This is a genomic window from Paraburkholderia sp. BGA-UO-ETr-F21, from assembly GCF_059567925.1.
Genome location: NZ_JCAQOY010000040.1, coordinates 100588 through 115547, shown reverse-complemented (window position 1 = coordinate 115547; position 14960 = coordinate 100588). Strand labels below are relative to the sequence as shown.

14 protein-coding genes are annotated in these 14960 nt (G+C 63.4%); 2 read left to right on the top strand and 12 right to left on the bottom strand.

Going from position 1 to position 14960, the window contains the following annotated elements:
* Window positions 1-77 precede the first annotated feature (77 nt).
* The 8 genes from AC57B1_RS32875 to AC57B1_RS32840 all read right to left on the bottom strand — a co-directional run bounded on the left by AC57B1_RS32875 (window position 78) and on the right by AC57B1_RS32840 (window position 9236).
* Window positions 78-1349, bottom strand: a complete 1272-nt coding sequence (locus tag AC57B1_RS32875; RefSeq protein ID WP_091799142.1) for a glutamate-5-semialdehyde dehydrogenase — start codon at window positions 1347-1349, stop codon at window positions 78-80.
* 254 nt (window positions 1350-1603) lie between these two features.
* Window positions 1604-2722: a DNA polymerase III subunit delta gene (holA, locus tag AC57B1_RS32870; protein WP_496419827.1), complete on the bottom strand. Its 1119-nt coding sequence runs from the start codon at window positions 2720-2722 to the stop codon at window positions 1604-1606.
* A 66-nt stretch (window positions 2723-2788) separates the two neighbouring features.
* A complete protein-coding gene (locus AC57B1_RS32865) occupies window positions 2789-3340 on the bottom strand; it encodes an LPS-assembly lipoprotein LptE (RefSeq protein WP_091799135.1) in 552 nt (183 codons plus the stop codon).
* A gap of 91 nt (window positions 3341-3431) precedes the next feature.
* Window positions 3432-6023 (bottom strand): leucine--tRNA ligase, encoded by a 2592-nt coding sequence (gene leuS / locus AC57B1_RS32860; RefSeq protein WP_496419826.1) that lies wholly within the window; start codon window positions 6021-6023, stop codon window positions 3432-3434.
* 128 nt (window positions 6024-6151) lie between these two features.
* The gene (locus tag AC57B1_RS32855; RefSeq protein ID WP_091799129.1) at window positions 6152-6583 is read right to left on the bottom strand and encodes an ExbD/TolR family protein; all 432 of its coding nucleotides are present in this window, start codon (window positions 6581-6583) and stop codon (window positions 6152-6154) included.
* Window positions 6584-6611: 28 nt separating this feature from the next.
* Window positions 6612-7322 (bottom strand): MotA/TolQ/ExbB proton channel family protein, encoded by a 711-nt coding sequence (locus tag AC57B1_RS32850; RefSeq protein ID WP_408301197.1) that lies wholly within the window; start codon window positions 7320-7322, stop codon window positions 6612-6614.
* A 100-nt stretch (window positions 7323-7422) separates the two neighbouring features.
* Window positions 7423-8220 carry a 4-hydroxy-tetrahydrodipicolinate reductase gene (dapB, locus tag AC57B1_RS32845; protein WP_091799121.1) on the bottom strand — a complete coding sequence of 266 codons (798 nt, stop codon included), beginning with the start codon at window positions 8218-8220 and terminating at the stop codon, window positions 7423-7425.
* A gap of 188 nt (window positions 8221-8408) precedes the next feature.
* On the bottom strand, window positions 8409-9236 hold the full coding sequence (locus tag AC57B1_RS32840) for an outer membrane protein assembly factor BamE (protein ID WP_408352178.1): 828 nt from the start codon (window positions 9234-9236) through the stop codon (window positions 8409-8411).
* 158 nt (window positions 9237-9394) lie between these two features.
* On the opposite strand from AC57B1_RS32840, the gene fur reads away from it, so the two are divergent.
* Window positions 9395-9823, top strand: a complete 429-nt coding sequence (fur, locus tag AC57B1_RS32835) for a ferric iron uptake transcriptional regulator (protein ID WP_012434340.1) — start codon at window positions 9395-9397, stop codon at window positions 9821-9823.
* 118 nt (window positions 9824-9941) lie between these two features.
* Here the strand turns inward: fur and AC57B1_RS32830 are convergent, their stop codons facing one another.
* The 3 genes from AC57B1_RS32830 to AC57B1_RS32820 form a co-directional block, all read right to left on the bottom strand.
* Window positions 9942-10454: an ureidoglycolate lyase gene (locus AC57B1_RS32830; protein ID WP_496419825.1), complete on the bottom strand. Its 513-nt coding sequence runs from the start codon at window positions 10452-10454 to the stop codon at window positions 9942-9944.
* Window positions 10455-10470: 16 nt separating this feature from the next.
* Window positions 10471-11481, bottom strand: a complete 1011-nt coding sequence (gene alc, locus AC57B1_RS32825; RefSeq protein WP_496419824.1) for an allantoicase — start codon at window positions 11479-11481, stop codon at window positions 10471-10473.
* Window positions 11482-11602: 121 nt separating this feature from the next.
* The gene (locus AC57B1_RS32820) at window positions 11603-12925 is read right to left on the bottom strand and encodes a C4-dicarboxylate transporter DctA (protein WP_408186907.1); all 1323 of its coding nucleotides are present in this window, start codon (window positions 12923-12925) and stop codon (window positions 11603-11605) included.
* A 229-nt stretch (window positions 12926-13154) separates the two neighbouring features.
* On the opposite strand from AC57B1_RS32820, the gene AC57B1_RS32815 reads away from it, so the two are divergent.
* Entirely contained in the window at window positions 13155-13850 is a 696-nt protein-coding gene (locus AC57B1_RS32815; protein ID WP_496419823.1) for a FadR/GntR family transcriptional regulator, read from the top strand.
* Window positions 13851-13945: 95 nt separating this feature from the next.
* On the opposite strand, the gene gap is transcribed toward AC57B1_RS32815, so the two are convergent.
* Window positions 13946-14956 carry a type I glyceraldehyde-3-phosphate dehydrogenase gene (gene gap / locus AC57B1_RS32810; protein WP_408182856.1) on the bottom strand — a complete coding sequence of 337 codons (1011 nt, stop codon included), beginning with the start codon at window positions 14954-14956 and terminating at the stop codon, window positions 13946-13948.
* Between the last annotated feature and the right edge of the window lie 4 nt (window positions 14957-14960).

The following is a 14960-nucleotide window of genomic DNA, read 5'->3' as shown; positions in this document are numbered from 1 at the left end:
CTTGTGCAGCGTAGTGGCGTGAAGAGAAGCGCGCACATCAGCGCGATTCTACGAAAGACGAACCGGCGAAGCCGCCCTTATTGACGGCCTTCGCCGTGCCCGAGCACGACGTACTTCATCGACGTCAGCCCTTCGAGTCCAACCGGACCGCGCGCGTGCAGCTTGTCGTTCGAGATGCCGATCTCCGCGCCCAGACCGAATTCGAAGCCATCGGCAAAACGCGTCGACGCATTGACCATCACGCTCGCCGAGTCCACTTCGCGCAGGAAGCGCATCGCGCGATCGTGGTCTTCGGTGACGATCGCGTCGGTGTGCTGCGAGCTGTACTCGTTGATGTGCTCGATTGCCGCATCGAGATCGTCCACCACCTTGATCGCCAGCACCGGCGCGAGATATTCGGTGCGCCAGTCTTCTTCGGTCGCATCGACAAGCGGGCCCACGCCCGCATCCGCCAGCACGGCGCGCGCCGCGGCGTCCACCCGCAGTTCGACTTCCTTGTCGCGATACAGCTTGCCCAAAGGCGGCAGCACTTGAGCCGCGATACCGCGTGCGACCAGCAGCGTTTCCATCGTATTGCAGGTGCCGTAGCGGTGCGTCTTGGCGTTGTCGCAAACGGTCAGCGCCTTGGTCAGATCCGCGCGATCGTCCACGTACACGTGGCAGATGCCGTCGAGATGCTTGATCATCGGCACGCGCGCTTCGTTCATCAGACGCTCGATCAGGCTCTTGCCGCCGCGCGGCACGATCACGTCGACGTACTCCGTCATGGTGATCAGCTTGCCGACCGCCGCGCGGTCCGACGTGGCGACCACTTGCACGGCGTCCTGCGGCAATCCGGCGGCTTCGAGACCTTCGCCGATCAGCTTTGCCAGCGCCGTATTGCATTCGAGCGCTTCCGAACCGCCGCGCAGAATGGTGGCGTTGCCCGACTTGAGGCAGAGCGCCGCGGCGTCGATCGTCACGTTCGGACGCGATTCGTAGATGATGCCGATCACGCCAAGCGGCACGCGCATCTGACCGACCTGAATGCCGCTCGGCCGGTACTTCAGATTGCTGATCTCGCCGATCGGATCGGCCAGCGCGGCGACTTGCCGCAGACCTTCGACCATCGTCTTCAGCGCTTTGTCCGACAGCGTCAAACGGTCGATGAACGCGGCGTCATGGCCTTTCTCGCGAGCCTTGGCCACGTCGCGCGCATTCGCTTCTTTCAGCGAGGCGGCGTCGCGCTCGATCGCCTCGGCGACGGCTGCGAGCGCGGCGTTCTTCGCCGCCGTCGACGCCCGCGCCATCGCCCGCGATGCTTGGCGGGCGCGACGGCCGAGGTCGGTCATGTACTGGTCGATATCCATGGAAATTCTCGTGGTGCCGCGCACATCGAGGTGCGGCGGACGGACAGAATGAGCGAATGATTCAACGATTGTAAGTCGAGCGAAGGCGCTTTGCTTGCCGCCGGGCGGGTTGTTCTTCACCCCGGCGCACGAGGAACGTAGCAGGCTTGCCGGTTCACTCGCGCTTCAGGAAGACATCACGATGCGATCCAAGAGCGTCTCATGAGCGACTCAAAAGCGCCCCCACAGCTTGCCGGCTGGCCTGGCGTTGCCGTTCAGGCCGGCCTTCGTGCCGGTGCAGCAGTTCCGGGCCGAGGTCGTGGCGGTGGCACGGGCGATGTTTTCGGCGAAGCCACCGTCATGGCCAATTCGAACAGGCCATCCCACGGATCAGGCGGCGGATCGTTGCGATGATTGCCCGGCGTGCCGCCCGACAAACCTTTGACCTGCCGATCCAGCCGCGCCGCCAGCGCAAGCGCCTTTTCCAGCGCGCCCTCGCTGACCCGCGACAGGGCCGGACCGATCAACCGTTCGCGCGGACCCCATACGCGGTTCTCGCGCACCAGCACGGCAAGCGGCTTGCCGGCCGCTACGCCGCGTTTGATGCGCAGCAGCGTGCGGATTTCTTCCACCACGGCCCACAGCACCAGTACCGCGGCCTCGCCTTCACCGCGCAAGCCGTCAAGCATGCGCGACAGGCGGCCGACGTCGCCGGCCAGCATCGCTTCGTTCAACTTGAAAACGTCATAACGGGCGACGTTGAGCACGGCGTCCTGAACCTGCTCGAAGCTCAGCGACCCGGCCGGATACAGCAGCCCGAGCTTCTGGATTTCCTGATGCGCGGCAAGCAGATTGCCCTCCACACGCTCGGCGATAAAGGCCAACGCGCGCCGCCCTTCTTCTCCGGCGGCTACACGTTGCCCTTGGGCAGCGAGCCGCTGGCCAACCCAATTCGGCAACTGCGCACGCTCGACCGGATCGATTTTCAGCGCGACGCCCGCGTCGGACAACGCCGTGAACCACGCCGACTTCTGCGTGGCCGCATCGAGTCGCGGCAGCGTGATCATGGTGAGCACGTCGTCGTTCACGGCGGCGGCCAGCGCTTTCAGCGCGTCCGCGCCTTCCTTGCCTGGCTTGCCAGACGGAATGCGCAACTCGACCAGTTGACGGTCGCCGAACAGCGACATCGACTGGCTCGCGCCCAGCAGCGAACTCCAGTCGAACCCGCGCTCCACCGTGAACACCGAGCGATCGGTGAAGCCGGCCGCGCGCGCGGTGGCGCGAATCCGGTCGCACGCTTCCTGCGCGAGCAGGTGCTCGTCACCGTACACGACGTACAGTCCGGCAAGTCCCTTGGCGAGATGCGCTTCGAGCGCGTCAAGTCGCAGTTGCATGGCTACCGATCGGCGAGGTTGAACAGGTGCGGCACATTAAGCGAAACAAAGAACGCGGCACGACGCTCACAGCGGCGGCGGCGGCAACGGCGCGCGCGGCGCAATCGACGGCACTTCCTGGCCCGGCGCCGGATGCATCGTGCGAACGACAGACAGACGTCGCGTGAGCTGGTCGATCGCGTCGTTTTCCATATCGGCGAAGAGAATTTCGCTTTCGGCGGCTTTCGCTTGCGAATATTGATCGCTATAGGTCATCGCGCGGTTCAGCGCGATCACGCTCGGCGGAATCAGCAGCGTGCCGTCCTTGGCCGTTAGCGAATAGGTCATCGAAAGATTCAGTGCGTACTCTTCGACCGCGCCCAGCGAGTTCAGCGTCAGCGTGCTGGTGCCACGGCCTTCGGTGATCTGCAAGGTGGCGTCGGCATTCGCGACCGACGTGACCACGACCGTGTCGCTGCCGCCTTGCACGATACGCGTCAAGCGCGCGGCCGCCGATGGAGATCCGCCGGCGATAAAGAGGCGTTTGAATGCGTAGTCCTGCTGGCCGCGCAGCTGGAAGCCGCAGGCGGACAACATCAGCACGCTGCAAGCCAGCGTCAAAAACGATCTGCGAGTCACATTGGCTCCTGGTTCGCAGTAGATTCCGCAGCGCGGACAAGCGCCGCCGCGCGCGGCGGCGTCCTGCCTGCTGTCATGTCTTCGTTGATCCTCACACGACCACGTTCACGAGACGGCCCGGCACCACGATGATCTTCTTGGGCGCCTTGCCTTCGCTGAACTTGGCGACCATCTCGTGAGCGGCCGCAAGCTGTTCGATCGCTTCACGCGAGGCGTCTTTGGCCACCGTGATCGCGCCGCGCACCTTGCCGTTCACCTGCAGCACGAGTTCGATCTCGGACTGCTCCAGCGCCTTCTCGTCGACCTTCGGCCACGGCGCGTCGAGCAGCGAGCCGAGTTCGTCGGCGTAACCGAGTTCCTGCCACAACTGGAACGTGAGGTGCGGCACGACCGGATACAACACACGCAGCATCACACTGCAGGTTTCGCGCAGCACGGCCGGGCGGGCGCCCTTCGCGCTGTCGAGCGCGTTGAGCATCTTCATCGCGGCCGACACCACCGTGTTGTATTGCAGACGCTGATAGTCGAAGTCGGCCTGCTTCAGCACGCTGTAAATCTCGCGGCGCAAGGTTTTTTCGACGTCGCTCAGTTGCGCGGCGTCGAACGTGCCGCCCTGGCGCAACGCGGCTTCGTTCGTTTGACTGAAACTCCACACACGGCGCAGGAAGCGGCTCGCGCCTTCCACGCCCGAACCGGACCATTCGAGCGACTGCTCGGGCGGTGCGGCGAACATGACGAACAGACGCGCGGTGTCCGCGCCGTGCTGATCGATCAGCAATTGCGGATCGACGCCGTTGTTCTTCGACTTCGACATTTTCTCGACGCCGCCGAGCACCACCGGCTGGCCGTCCGCGTTGAGGATCGCGCCGACCGGGCGGCCCTTGTCGTCGAACGAGACGGTCACGTCGGCCGGGTTGTACCAGGTTTTCTTGCCCGCTTCGTTTTCACGATAGTAGGTTTCGTTGAGCACCATGCCCTGCGTCAACAGATTCTTGGCCGGCTCGCCGAACTTGATCAGACCGAGGTCGCGCATCACCTTCGCCCAGAAGCGCGAGTACAACAGGTGAAGAATCGCGTGCTCGATGCCGCCGATGTACTGATCCATCGGCGCCCAATAATCGGTGCGCTCGTCGACCATGGTCTTCGCACCCGGCGACGCATAGCGGTAGAAGTACCACGACGAATCGACGAAGGTGTCCATCGTGTCGGTTTCGCGTTTGGCCGCGCCGCCGCAGGTCGGGCAGGTGCAGTTCACGAACGCTTCGGACTTGGCGAGCGGATTGCCCGTGCCGTCCGGCACGAGGTCTTCGGGCAGCACCACCGGCAGATCTTTTTCCGGCACAGGCACGTCGCCGCACGTCGGGCAGTGAATGATCGGAATCGGCGTGCCCCAGTAGCGCTGGCGCGACACGCCCCAGTCACGCAGACGCCACGTGATCTGCTTGTCGCCGAGGCCGAGTTCCTTCAGGTCGGCGGCGATGCGGTCGACTGCCTGTTCGTAGTTGAGGCCGTCGTACTTGCCGCTGTTGATCAGCGTGCCGGTCTTCTCGCCGTACCATTCCTGCCAGGCATCGGTCGAGTAGTCCTTGCCTTCAATGGCGACCACCTGCTTGATCGGCAGACCGTATTTCTTCACGAATGCAAAGTCGCGCTCGTCGTGCGCCGGCACGCCCATCACCGCGCCTTCGCCGTAGCTCATCAGCACATAGTTGCCGATCCACACTTCGACCTGCTCCTGCGTCAGCGGATGCGTGACGGTGAAGCCGGTGGCCATGCCCTTCTTTTCCATGGTCGCGACGTCGGCTTCAGCCACGCCGCCGCGCTTGCATTCCTCGATGAAGGCCTGCAGTTCTGGCTTGTCTTGCGCAAGGCGCGTGGCGAGCGGATGCTCGGCGGCAATCGCGCAGAAGGTGACGCCCATGATCGTGTCGGCGCGCGTGGTGAACACGCGCAGCAGCTTCTGTTCACCGTCGATCTCATACGGGAAGCCGAAGTTCACGCCGAAGCTCTTGCCGATCCAGTTCTGCTGCATGATCTTGACGCGCTCGGGCCAGCCGAGGCCGTCGAGGTCGTTCAGCAGCTCGTCCGCGTACTGCGTGATGCGCATGTAGTACATCGGGATTTCGCGCTTTTCGACGAGCGCGCCCGAACGCCAGCCGCGGCCGTCGATCACCTGCTCGTTGGCGAGCACGGTCTGATCGACCGGATCCCAGTTGACGGTGCCGGTTTTCTTGTACGCGATGCCCTTTTCCAGCATCTTCAGGAACAGCCACTGGTTCCACTTGTAGTAGTCAGGGCTGCAGGTCGCGACTTCGCGCGACCAGTCGATCGCGAGGCCCATGGACTGCATCTGCTTCTTCATGTAAGCGATGTTGTCGTAGGTCCACTGCGCGGGCGGCACGTTGTTGGCCATCGCGGCGTTTTCCGCCGGCATGCCGAACGCGTCCCAACCCATCGGCATCAGCACGTTGTAGCCGTTCATCCGCAGATAGCGGTACATCACGTCGTTGATCGTGTAATTGCGCACGTGACCCATGTGCAGCTTGCCCGACGGGTACGGCAGCATCGAAACGCAATAGAACTTGGGCTTGTCGGTGACTTCCGTCGTCTTGTACGCGTCGATGGCGCGCCATTGCCCTTGCGCGGCGGATTCGACGTCGGAGGGAACGTATTTTTCGTGCATGGTGTGATGGGATCGCTGGGTTCGGTGCTTTCGCACCGGGCCTGGTGCTCTGCTGGATGAAATGGCGTTGATTCCCCTTCTGCGGGGGAAAGGGCTGATTATACCGTCCGCGGACGGGTACGCCGCGCCTACGGCTTGGCAGCCGGCGGCGGCGGGTCGGTCACGAAACCGATCCGCTCGAGGCCGGCCTGCTGCGCCGCGCCCATGACCTGCGCGATCACCTCGTAGCGCGTGGAGCGCTCGGCGCTCAGATGGATCTCTGGCTGGTCGCTCTGCTTGCCCGCTTGCGCGAAGCGCGCGCGCATCTGCTCAAGCGTGATGACGGTGCCGTTCCAATAGAGTTTGCCGGCGGCGTCGATGGAAAGGGAAATGGTTTGCGACGTCTCGCGCGCGGGCGCGGCCGCGACTTTCGGCAAATCGAGCCGGATCGCGTGCGTGAACAAAGGCGCGGTAATGATAAAAATCACCAGCAGCACCAGCATCACGTCGATCAGCGGCGTCATGTTGATCTCGGCCATGGGCGCGGCCGTCTGCTTTTTCTCGAGTCCGCCGAATGCCATGTCGCCTCCTTCTGCCTGAGCGGCGCGCCTAGTGGGTCGAGGCCTGGTGGGCGCGCGCGTGCGCTGGAACCTGTTCCGCTGGCGCGCACACGTAGGCGTGCAGGTCGTGCGCAAAGCCGTCGAGCTCTTCCGACAACTGCCGCACCAGCCGGCCGAGCACGTTGTACGCGAGCACCGCCGGAATCGCGACCACGAGGCCGAAAGCGGTCATGATGAGCGCCTCGCCGACCGGCCCGGCGACGTTTTCGATCTGCGCCTGACCGCTCGCCGCAATGCTGCCGAGCGCGTGATAGATGCCCCACACGGTGCCGAGCAAGCCGACGAAAGGCGCCGTGCTGCCCACCGAGGCCAGCAGCACCTGGCCGAATTCGAGCCGCCGCTGTGAAGCATTCAGCGCCTGGCGCAACGCCCGCAGCACCCGCTCGCCACGCTCGACGCGGGCGAGCAGCGCGCCCGGAATATCCACCTCAGCCGCATGAAGCGCCGCTTCGGCGAGCGGTGTGAAGACCCGTTCGCGGTCCGCGCGCCTGAGCGCCGCGACACCTTCGGACAACGTGGGCGCCTGCCAGAACTGCGCGATCGCGCGCGTGGCCTGACGTTTCGCGCGCGTGAGGATCCAACTTTTGACGATCAGAAAGCACCAGCTTGCAATCGACATGGCCAGCAGCACGTAAGCGACGCCATGCGTGATCGCGTCGCTGGTTTGCAGGTAATGGATGATGCCGCTGCTGCCTGCCATCTGACCTCGCCGTGGAGTAGTGATTTCAGGAGGGTGCCGGGAGACGTTGTGTTCCCGGCCTTCGCTCAGAATACGTCGGACACAGCGTTGAATTCAGCGTTCAACGCAGGCCGAGTACGTCTTGCATGTCGAAAAAGCCGGTGGAGTGGCCTTCGAGGAAACGGACAGCACGAAGCGCGCCTTGCGCATACGACAGACGGCTCGCCGATTTGTGCGTGATTTCGATGCGCTCGCCGATGCCCGCAAACAGCACCGTATGGTCGCCGACAATGTCGCCACCGCGAATCGCCGAAAAACCGATCGTGGACGGGTCGCGTTCGCCGGTGACGCCTTCGCGGCTGTAGACCGCGCAGTCGTCGAGATTGCGGCCGAGCGCGTTGGCGATCACTTCGCCCATGGTCAACGCCGTGCCGGACGGCGCGTCGACCTTGTGACGGTGATGCGCCTCGATGATCTCGATGTCGTAGCCCGTCGCGAAGTGCTTCGCGGCGTATTCGAGCAGCTTCAGCGTAACGTTCACGCCGACGCTCATGTTCGACGCAAACATGATGGCGATCTTGTCAGCCGCGGCGCGCAGTTGCGCCTTCTGTTCGTTGTCGAAGCCGGTGGTGCCGATCACCATTTTCACGTTGTGACGCTGCGCCGCTTCAAGATGCATCAGCGTGCCTTCGGGGCGCGTGAAGTCGATCAGGTAGTCGGATTCGGCGAATACGCGCTCGACATCGTCGGTTAGCATGACGCCCGTCTGTTTGCCGAGAAACGCGCCGGCGTCCTGGCCAAGTTGCGGGGAGCCCGCACGATCGAGTGCGCCGGACAGCGTGGCGTCGGTATCGTTGAGGACTGTTTCGATGAGCATGCGGCCCATACGGCCCGATGCGCCAGCAATGGCAATTTTCATGGCTACGAGGGTTCGAAAAGGCAAAACCCGGCAAAGGCGGGCGAAAGCGGCGGCGGGCAGCACCCGTGCGCCGCGCATGACTGAAAAAGCAGAGAACCGCACGAACACCGCGCACTGCGGCTGCCCGTGCGCGGCGTTCGTCTTAAGCGTGAGTCTTAAGGATGAGTCTTAAGACAGGGACAGCGCAATTAGCCGCCCGTTCCCGTAGACGATGACGAGGTCAGCGGCGCGTTGTGCGTCGGGCCGCCGTTGCTGCTCTGCGGGCCCGTCGGTCCGACCGGATTGCTGTTGTCCGTACCCGGATTCTGCGGCGGCGGCGGACGATGGAACTGGAACTGCGGCTGCCCATTGCCCGTGGGGCTTTGCTGCGGGATGCCGCCGCCGTTCGCCGTCGGCGCGCTCGGCACATTCGGACGCGCGGGCGACAGTTGCACCGCATTGGTCGCACGATTGGCGGCTTGCGCGGCTTCCGCGTTGGCGTCCGTTGACGGCGTTGCTGCGCCAGCAGCGCCGGGGACGGACGGCGAACGCACGGTGTCCAGCGTGACCGGCGCCGCGGCGGCGGCTGCACCGCTCGCGCCACTCGCGCCGCTCGCCACGGCTGTGGCGGCCTTCTTCTTGCCCAGCTTGTCGCCGTCGATTTCGGCCAGCAATTCGAGGTTGGACGGCAGATCGTCACCACCCGACCAGCTGGCGACGCGGTCGCCCGCGAACATGACCACGAAGTCGCGCTGCTGGACGACACTCGTCGAGCCGCGCTTGAAATAGAACACATAGTCCCAGCGGTCCGCGTGGAACATGTCGGTCAGGAGCGGCGTGCCGAGCAGTTGCTTGACCTGCGCGCGGGTCAAGCCGACCTGCATCTGTGCAGCCGCTTCTTTCGAGACGAAATTGCCTTGCACCACCGTGATACGGTACGGCGTGATGCTTTGGGCAATACGCTGTGTCAGGCTGTCGTAAGTGGAACATCCGGCAAGAACCGCGACAGTCGCAACAGCGATCAAGGTACCCCGCATGCGGCTCCCCCGGTAGATCAATTGAGATTTTGAAATCATTTCACTCACCGTGCGGGCCCGCTGACGAGCCGCGCGAGTTTCATTCCATCGAAGATGACCAGAACGCCAAAAACACATTACTATGAGAGCCCAGCATTGTACTCTAGGGATCCCTTGTCATGACCAATCCAACCGATCTCAAGAATATCGGGCTCAAGGCGACCCTTCCGCGCCTCAAAATCCTTGAGATTTTCCAGCACAGCCCGGTGCGTCACCTGACCGCCGAAGATGTGTACCGCAACCTGCTGCACGAAGAACTCGATATCGGGCTTGCAACCGTGTATCGCGTGCTGACGCAATTCGAGCAGGCCGGCCTGCTCTCGCGCAGCAATTTCGAGTCGGGTAAAGCGGTGTTCGAACTGAATGAGGGGTCGCACCACGACCACCTCGTGTGTCTCGATTGCGGGCTCGTCGAAGAGTTTTTCGACTCCGAAATCGAGAGCCGTCAGCAGTCCATCGCGAAGGAACGCGGCTTCAAGCTGCAGGAGCACGCGTTGGCTCTGTACGGTGCCTGCACCAAGGAGAACTGCCCGCATCGCAAGCATTGACGCGAGGCCGGCCGCGCTGGGGTGCGCGGTCCGGCGGGCAAAAAAGACCCGGCCGATGTAATTCGGCCGGGTCTTTTTGCATCTGCGACGCGATTCTGTACGCGCGCCGTTGACGCCCCTAGCCCACCAGCTCGGCGCTAGCTTCGAACGTCAGCCGCCACGGCTCTACCAATGACAATTCGTCGCAATTGGGCTGCTCGCCGCCCCGATCGACCACCACGAAATCGCTCACCCGATCGAGCGCGAGCAACGGGTGATGCCAGACGCCTTTCGCATAGTTCACACCCTGCCACGCATCGGTCCAGAAGGCGCGCATTTGCGACGGATCGAATTCGCCGGCCGGCGCGACCACCACCAGATAGCGGCCCGCCGTTAAGGGAATGAAAGCCTGGCTGCCGAGCGGATGCCGCTCCATCATCGTGATCTCGACCGGCAGCGCGCGCGGCTGCGCGCGAAACAGGTTGATCAGCGGCCGCCCGCCTTGCTCCGTCACGTCGACGCAGGCGAGGTCGTGATAACGCTCGGTCGTACCGCCGTTGATGGCGAAATGACGTGCGTTGTCCAGTTCGATAACGTCGCCGAACGGCGCGAAAGCCGCGCGCGTGAGCCGTTCCATCTGCAATGTCTTCATCGACGCCGCCCCTCCGCTATGCGATTTCGCCCCACAGGCGCAGACGCGACACGCCGCCGTCCGGAAAGATATTGAAACGCACATGCGTGACCGGGCCCAGCGACGCGAGGTTGTCCGCGAAGGTGTGGACGTGGTCCATCTGCAGTTTTTGCTCGCCGAGCAGCACCGGCCAGAACATCGCCTGCGTGACGAGCGAATCGTCCGTGCCGCCCGTCACCGACGCGGCTTGCAGCGAGCAGCGGTCCGGGAAATTGCCCTTGAAGTGCGCCGTATCCACTTCGATCTTGCGGATCACGCCCGGCCGCGCCAAAGCGACGATCGCCCAGTCGTTGCCCGGCTCGCGACGGCGCCGGGTTTCCCAGCCGTCGCCCATGTTGACGCCACGGCCCGGCATCAGCATCTGCGAGGCCGGCCCGAAATGCTGGTTGTTCGCGGCGACCAGATACGCGCCGTTTTCGATGGCGGCCAGGTCCAGCAGCGTGCCGCGCTCAACGCGCCCCCAATCGCGCTTAGGCTGGCCGTACACGCGCAGGCGGGCGAGGCCGCCGTCCGGGTACAGATTCACACGCAGATGAGTGAAGGCGCGTGCGTCGCTCACGTCGACGTAGTGGTGCTGGTTGCCCTGCAACGTGGTAGCCGGCACGAGCGTTTGCCAGTCGGCGTTGTCGGGCGGCACGTCGCCCTCCACGTAGCAGGCGTCGATCGATGCGGCCGGCGGAAAATTCCCGGTGAAGTGGCTCGTATCCAGATCCACGCCGTACACGACGCCCGGGTGCGCGAGGCGAATCACACAATAATCGTGACCGGTGGTGCGCTTGCGGCGGGTTTCCCAGCCGTCCATCCATTTGCCGTGGTCGTCGTACTTACCGGGAATGAACACCGCCGGTTGCGGTTCGAGCATGCGTTCTTTCGGCGCGAAGAATTCGTCGCTGGCGAAGAGCGCCTTCGCGCCCAGGCGCGGGTCGGCGAGGTTCATATAGCGACGGGTGAAAGCAGGAGCGTTGGGGTCGAGGATCGGATTAGCCATTGTCTCTAGTCTCGGTCAGGCGCGAAAAAGTGAAGGAGAGCCGGCATGTGCAGCCTCTGCCGGCGCAGAACGCGCGCTGCTGCGTGGGCGCGCGCGGATTCGGAAGCAGATTTCAGGCGGTTTAGACGGCAGGAGCGTGTTCGCCAGCGGCGGGCGCGGCGTCGTCGCCGGCCGGCACGTAGCGCAATGCCGCGTCGCGATTCAGCACGCGATGAGCGCGCGCCCGGTCGATATCGTTCTCCCACACGGCGACCACCACTGTCGCCACGCAGTTGCCGATCAGGTTGGTCAACGCGCGCGCAATGCCGACGAACCAGTCGACCGGCAGGATCAGCACGAGGCCGAGCACGGGAATCGCCGGAATCGCGGACAGCGTGGCGGCCAGAATCACGATGGCCGAGCCGGGAATGCCGTGCGCGCCCTTCGAGGTCACCAGCGAAACCAGCACCACCACGATCAGGTCGTGCATCGACAGCGGCGTGTTGGTGGCCTGCGCGATGAAAATCACGGCGAGCGTGAGGTAGATGGAAAAGCCGTCCAGATTGAACGAGTAGCCGGTCGGAATGACGAGGCCGACGGTCGAATCCTTGACGCCCATCCATTCGAGCTTGCGCATGATCTGCGGCAGCACGGCGTCGGACGAAGCGGTGCCGAGCACGATCGACAACTCTTCGCGCAGGTAGCGAATCAGCTTGAAGATGCTGAAGCCGGCCAGCCGCATGACGACGCCCAACACCACGACTACGAACACGAAGCAGCTCGCGTAGAACACGAGCACCAGCAAGCCGAGTTGCTTAAGCGATTCGACGCCGTACGTGCCGGTGGTGAAGGCGATCGCCCCCAGCACGCCGAGCGGCGCGAGCTTGATGATGAAACCCATCACGCGGAAAAACACTTGCGACAGTTCGTCGATCAGGCTGCTCACGCGCTGCGCCTTATTGCCGAGCAGCGACAGCGCCGAGCCGAACAGCACCGAAAACACCAGAATTTGCAGAATGTCGCCGGTGGCGAAAGCGTTGATCGCGGTGTCGGGGATGATTTTCAGCAGGAAGCCGGCCGTGTCCTTCAGGCTCTTGGCGTGCTCGGTGTATGTGGAGAGCGACGCGGGATCCAGCGAGCGAAGATCGATATTCATGCCGACGCCGGGACGCGTAACGTACGCCAGGACTGCGCCGATCACGAGCGCGATCGTCGTCATCACCTCGAAGTAGACCACGGCCTTCAGGCCGACGCGGCCCACTTTGCGCAAGTCGCCGGCATGCGCCATGCCGCTGACCACGACGCAGAAGACGATCGGGCCGATCACCATCTTGATCAGCTTGAGAAAGCCGTCGCCGAGTGGACGCAGCGATTGGGCGAAATGCGGGAATACGGCGCCGATCACGATACCGGCCACCAGCGCTATGACGACCCGGCCAAACAGCGAATTGAAAAATTTCAACACGGCTTCCTCCTGGTTACGATTCACATCTGTTCAGACTGGTCCGACCAGTGCTGTTATGTCGAATAGTAGGAAGCCGATATACTGACGTCAAGGTTTCATAAAACAGTGTTTACCCGCTGTTTTTGCAGCGGTTTTTGGCCGGATCGGCGTCAGCAGACGGTAAGCTGCACGAGCGTTCGGACCGCGTATTACAATGCTGGTCAGACCGCGATTCCACAGTGAGACAACGATGAAAAACGTCCCGCATACCGTCACCGATGCCGCGATCGCGACCATCCGCGAACGGATCGAAGCGGGCGTCTATCCGGTGGGCAGCTTGCTGCCGGCTCAGCGTCAGCTCTCCGAAGAACTCGCGATCAGCCGTGCTTCGTTGCGCGAAGCGCTCTCCACGCTCGAAGCGCTCGGTTTGCTGGTAATCAGGCCCGGCAAGGGTGTGTACGTGGAAAGCGCGCAGGCGTCGGCCGCGCAACCGTGGCGCTTCGCGGAGCAGTCGTCGCTGCCTGATACGTATCAGATGCGTTTCGCGCTGGAAGGCTTTATCGCGCGTATGGCGGCGCTCGCGGTCAGCGATTCCGACCTCGCGTGGTTCGAAGACAACATCACGGCCATGCAAACGGCGCTCGCCTGCGACGAACTCGATGAAGCCGCCCGGCTCGACTACGACTTCCACATGCGGATCGTCAGCATTGCCGGCAATGCTGCCATCGAGTCGATCCTGAGCAGCAGCGCGGAGATCATGAAGGAAAGCCAGCGCATGCCGTATTACCGGCGTGAACTGGTGCTATCCACGTACAACGAGCATCGCGTGATTCTGGATGCGCTGAAGGCGCGCGATTCCGCCGCGGCCGGCAAGGCCATCGAAACGCATATCTCGAACGCCGCGCAGCGCGCCGGCGTCTATTTCCCGACTCCGCAACCGCAGTAGGCGAAAAAAAACCGCTCCGAAGAGCGGTTTTTTTTCTGCCTCCGCCGACTCAAACCGGCTTTGGCAGGCATAGCTAGCGCACTAAGCGCTGTGATTTACTTCGCGTTAGCCAGCGCCACAGCCGTGTCCAGCATGCGGTTCGAGAAACCCCACTCGTTGTCGTACCAGCTCGACACCTTCACCAGACGGCCCGACACCTTGGTCAGCGTCGCGTCGAACGTCGACGAAGCCGGGTTGTGGTTGAAGTCGATCGACACCAGCGGTGCATCGTTGTAGCCGAGGATGCCCTTCAGCGAGCCTTCCGACGCTTCCTTCATGATCGCGTTGACTTCTTCGACCGTCGTGTCGCGCGCGGCGATGAACGACAGGTCGACGACCGACACGTTGATCGTCGGGACGCGAATCGCGTAGCCGTCCAGCTTGCCGTTCAGTTCCGGCAGCACCAGGCCGACCGCCGAAGCAGCGCCGGTCTTGGTCGGGATCTGGCTATGCGTGGCCGAGCGCGCACGGCGCAGGTCTTCGTGGTACACGTCCGTCAGAACCTGGTCGTTCGTGTATGCGTGGATCGTGGTCATCAGACCGTTCACCAGGCCGATCTTGTCGTTCAGCGGCTTGACGAGCGGTGCGAGGCAGTTCGTCGTGCACGAGGCGTTCGAGATGACCGTGTCCGATGCCTTCAGCACGTTGTGGTTCACGCCGTAGACGATCGTGGCGTCGACGTCTTTACCGCCCGGCGCCGAAATGATCACCTTCTTCGCGCCGCCCTTGATGTGCGCGCTCGCCTTTTCCTTGGTCGTGAAAAAGCCCGTGCATTCCAGCACGACGTCGACGTTCAGCTCGCCCCACGGCAGTTCAGCCGGGTTGCGGTTGGCCAGCACGCGGATCTTGTCGCCGTTGACGACCAGGTAGTCGCCGTCCACCGACACTTCGCCCGGGAACTTGCCGTGCGCCGTGTCGTACTGCGTCAGGTGAGCATTGGTCTTGGCATCGCCGAGATCGTTGATGGCGACGATTTCGATATCGTGCTTCTTGCCGTTTTCATAGAAGGCGCGCAGCGTGTTGCGGCCGATCCGGCCGTAGCCGTTGATTGCGACGCGAATCGTCATGGTC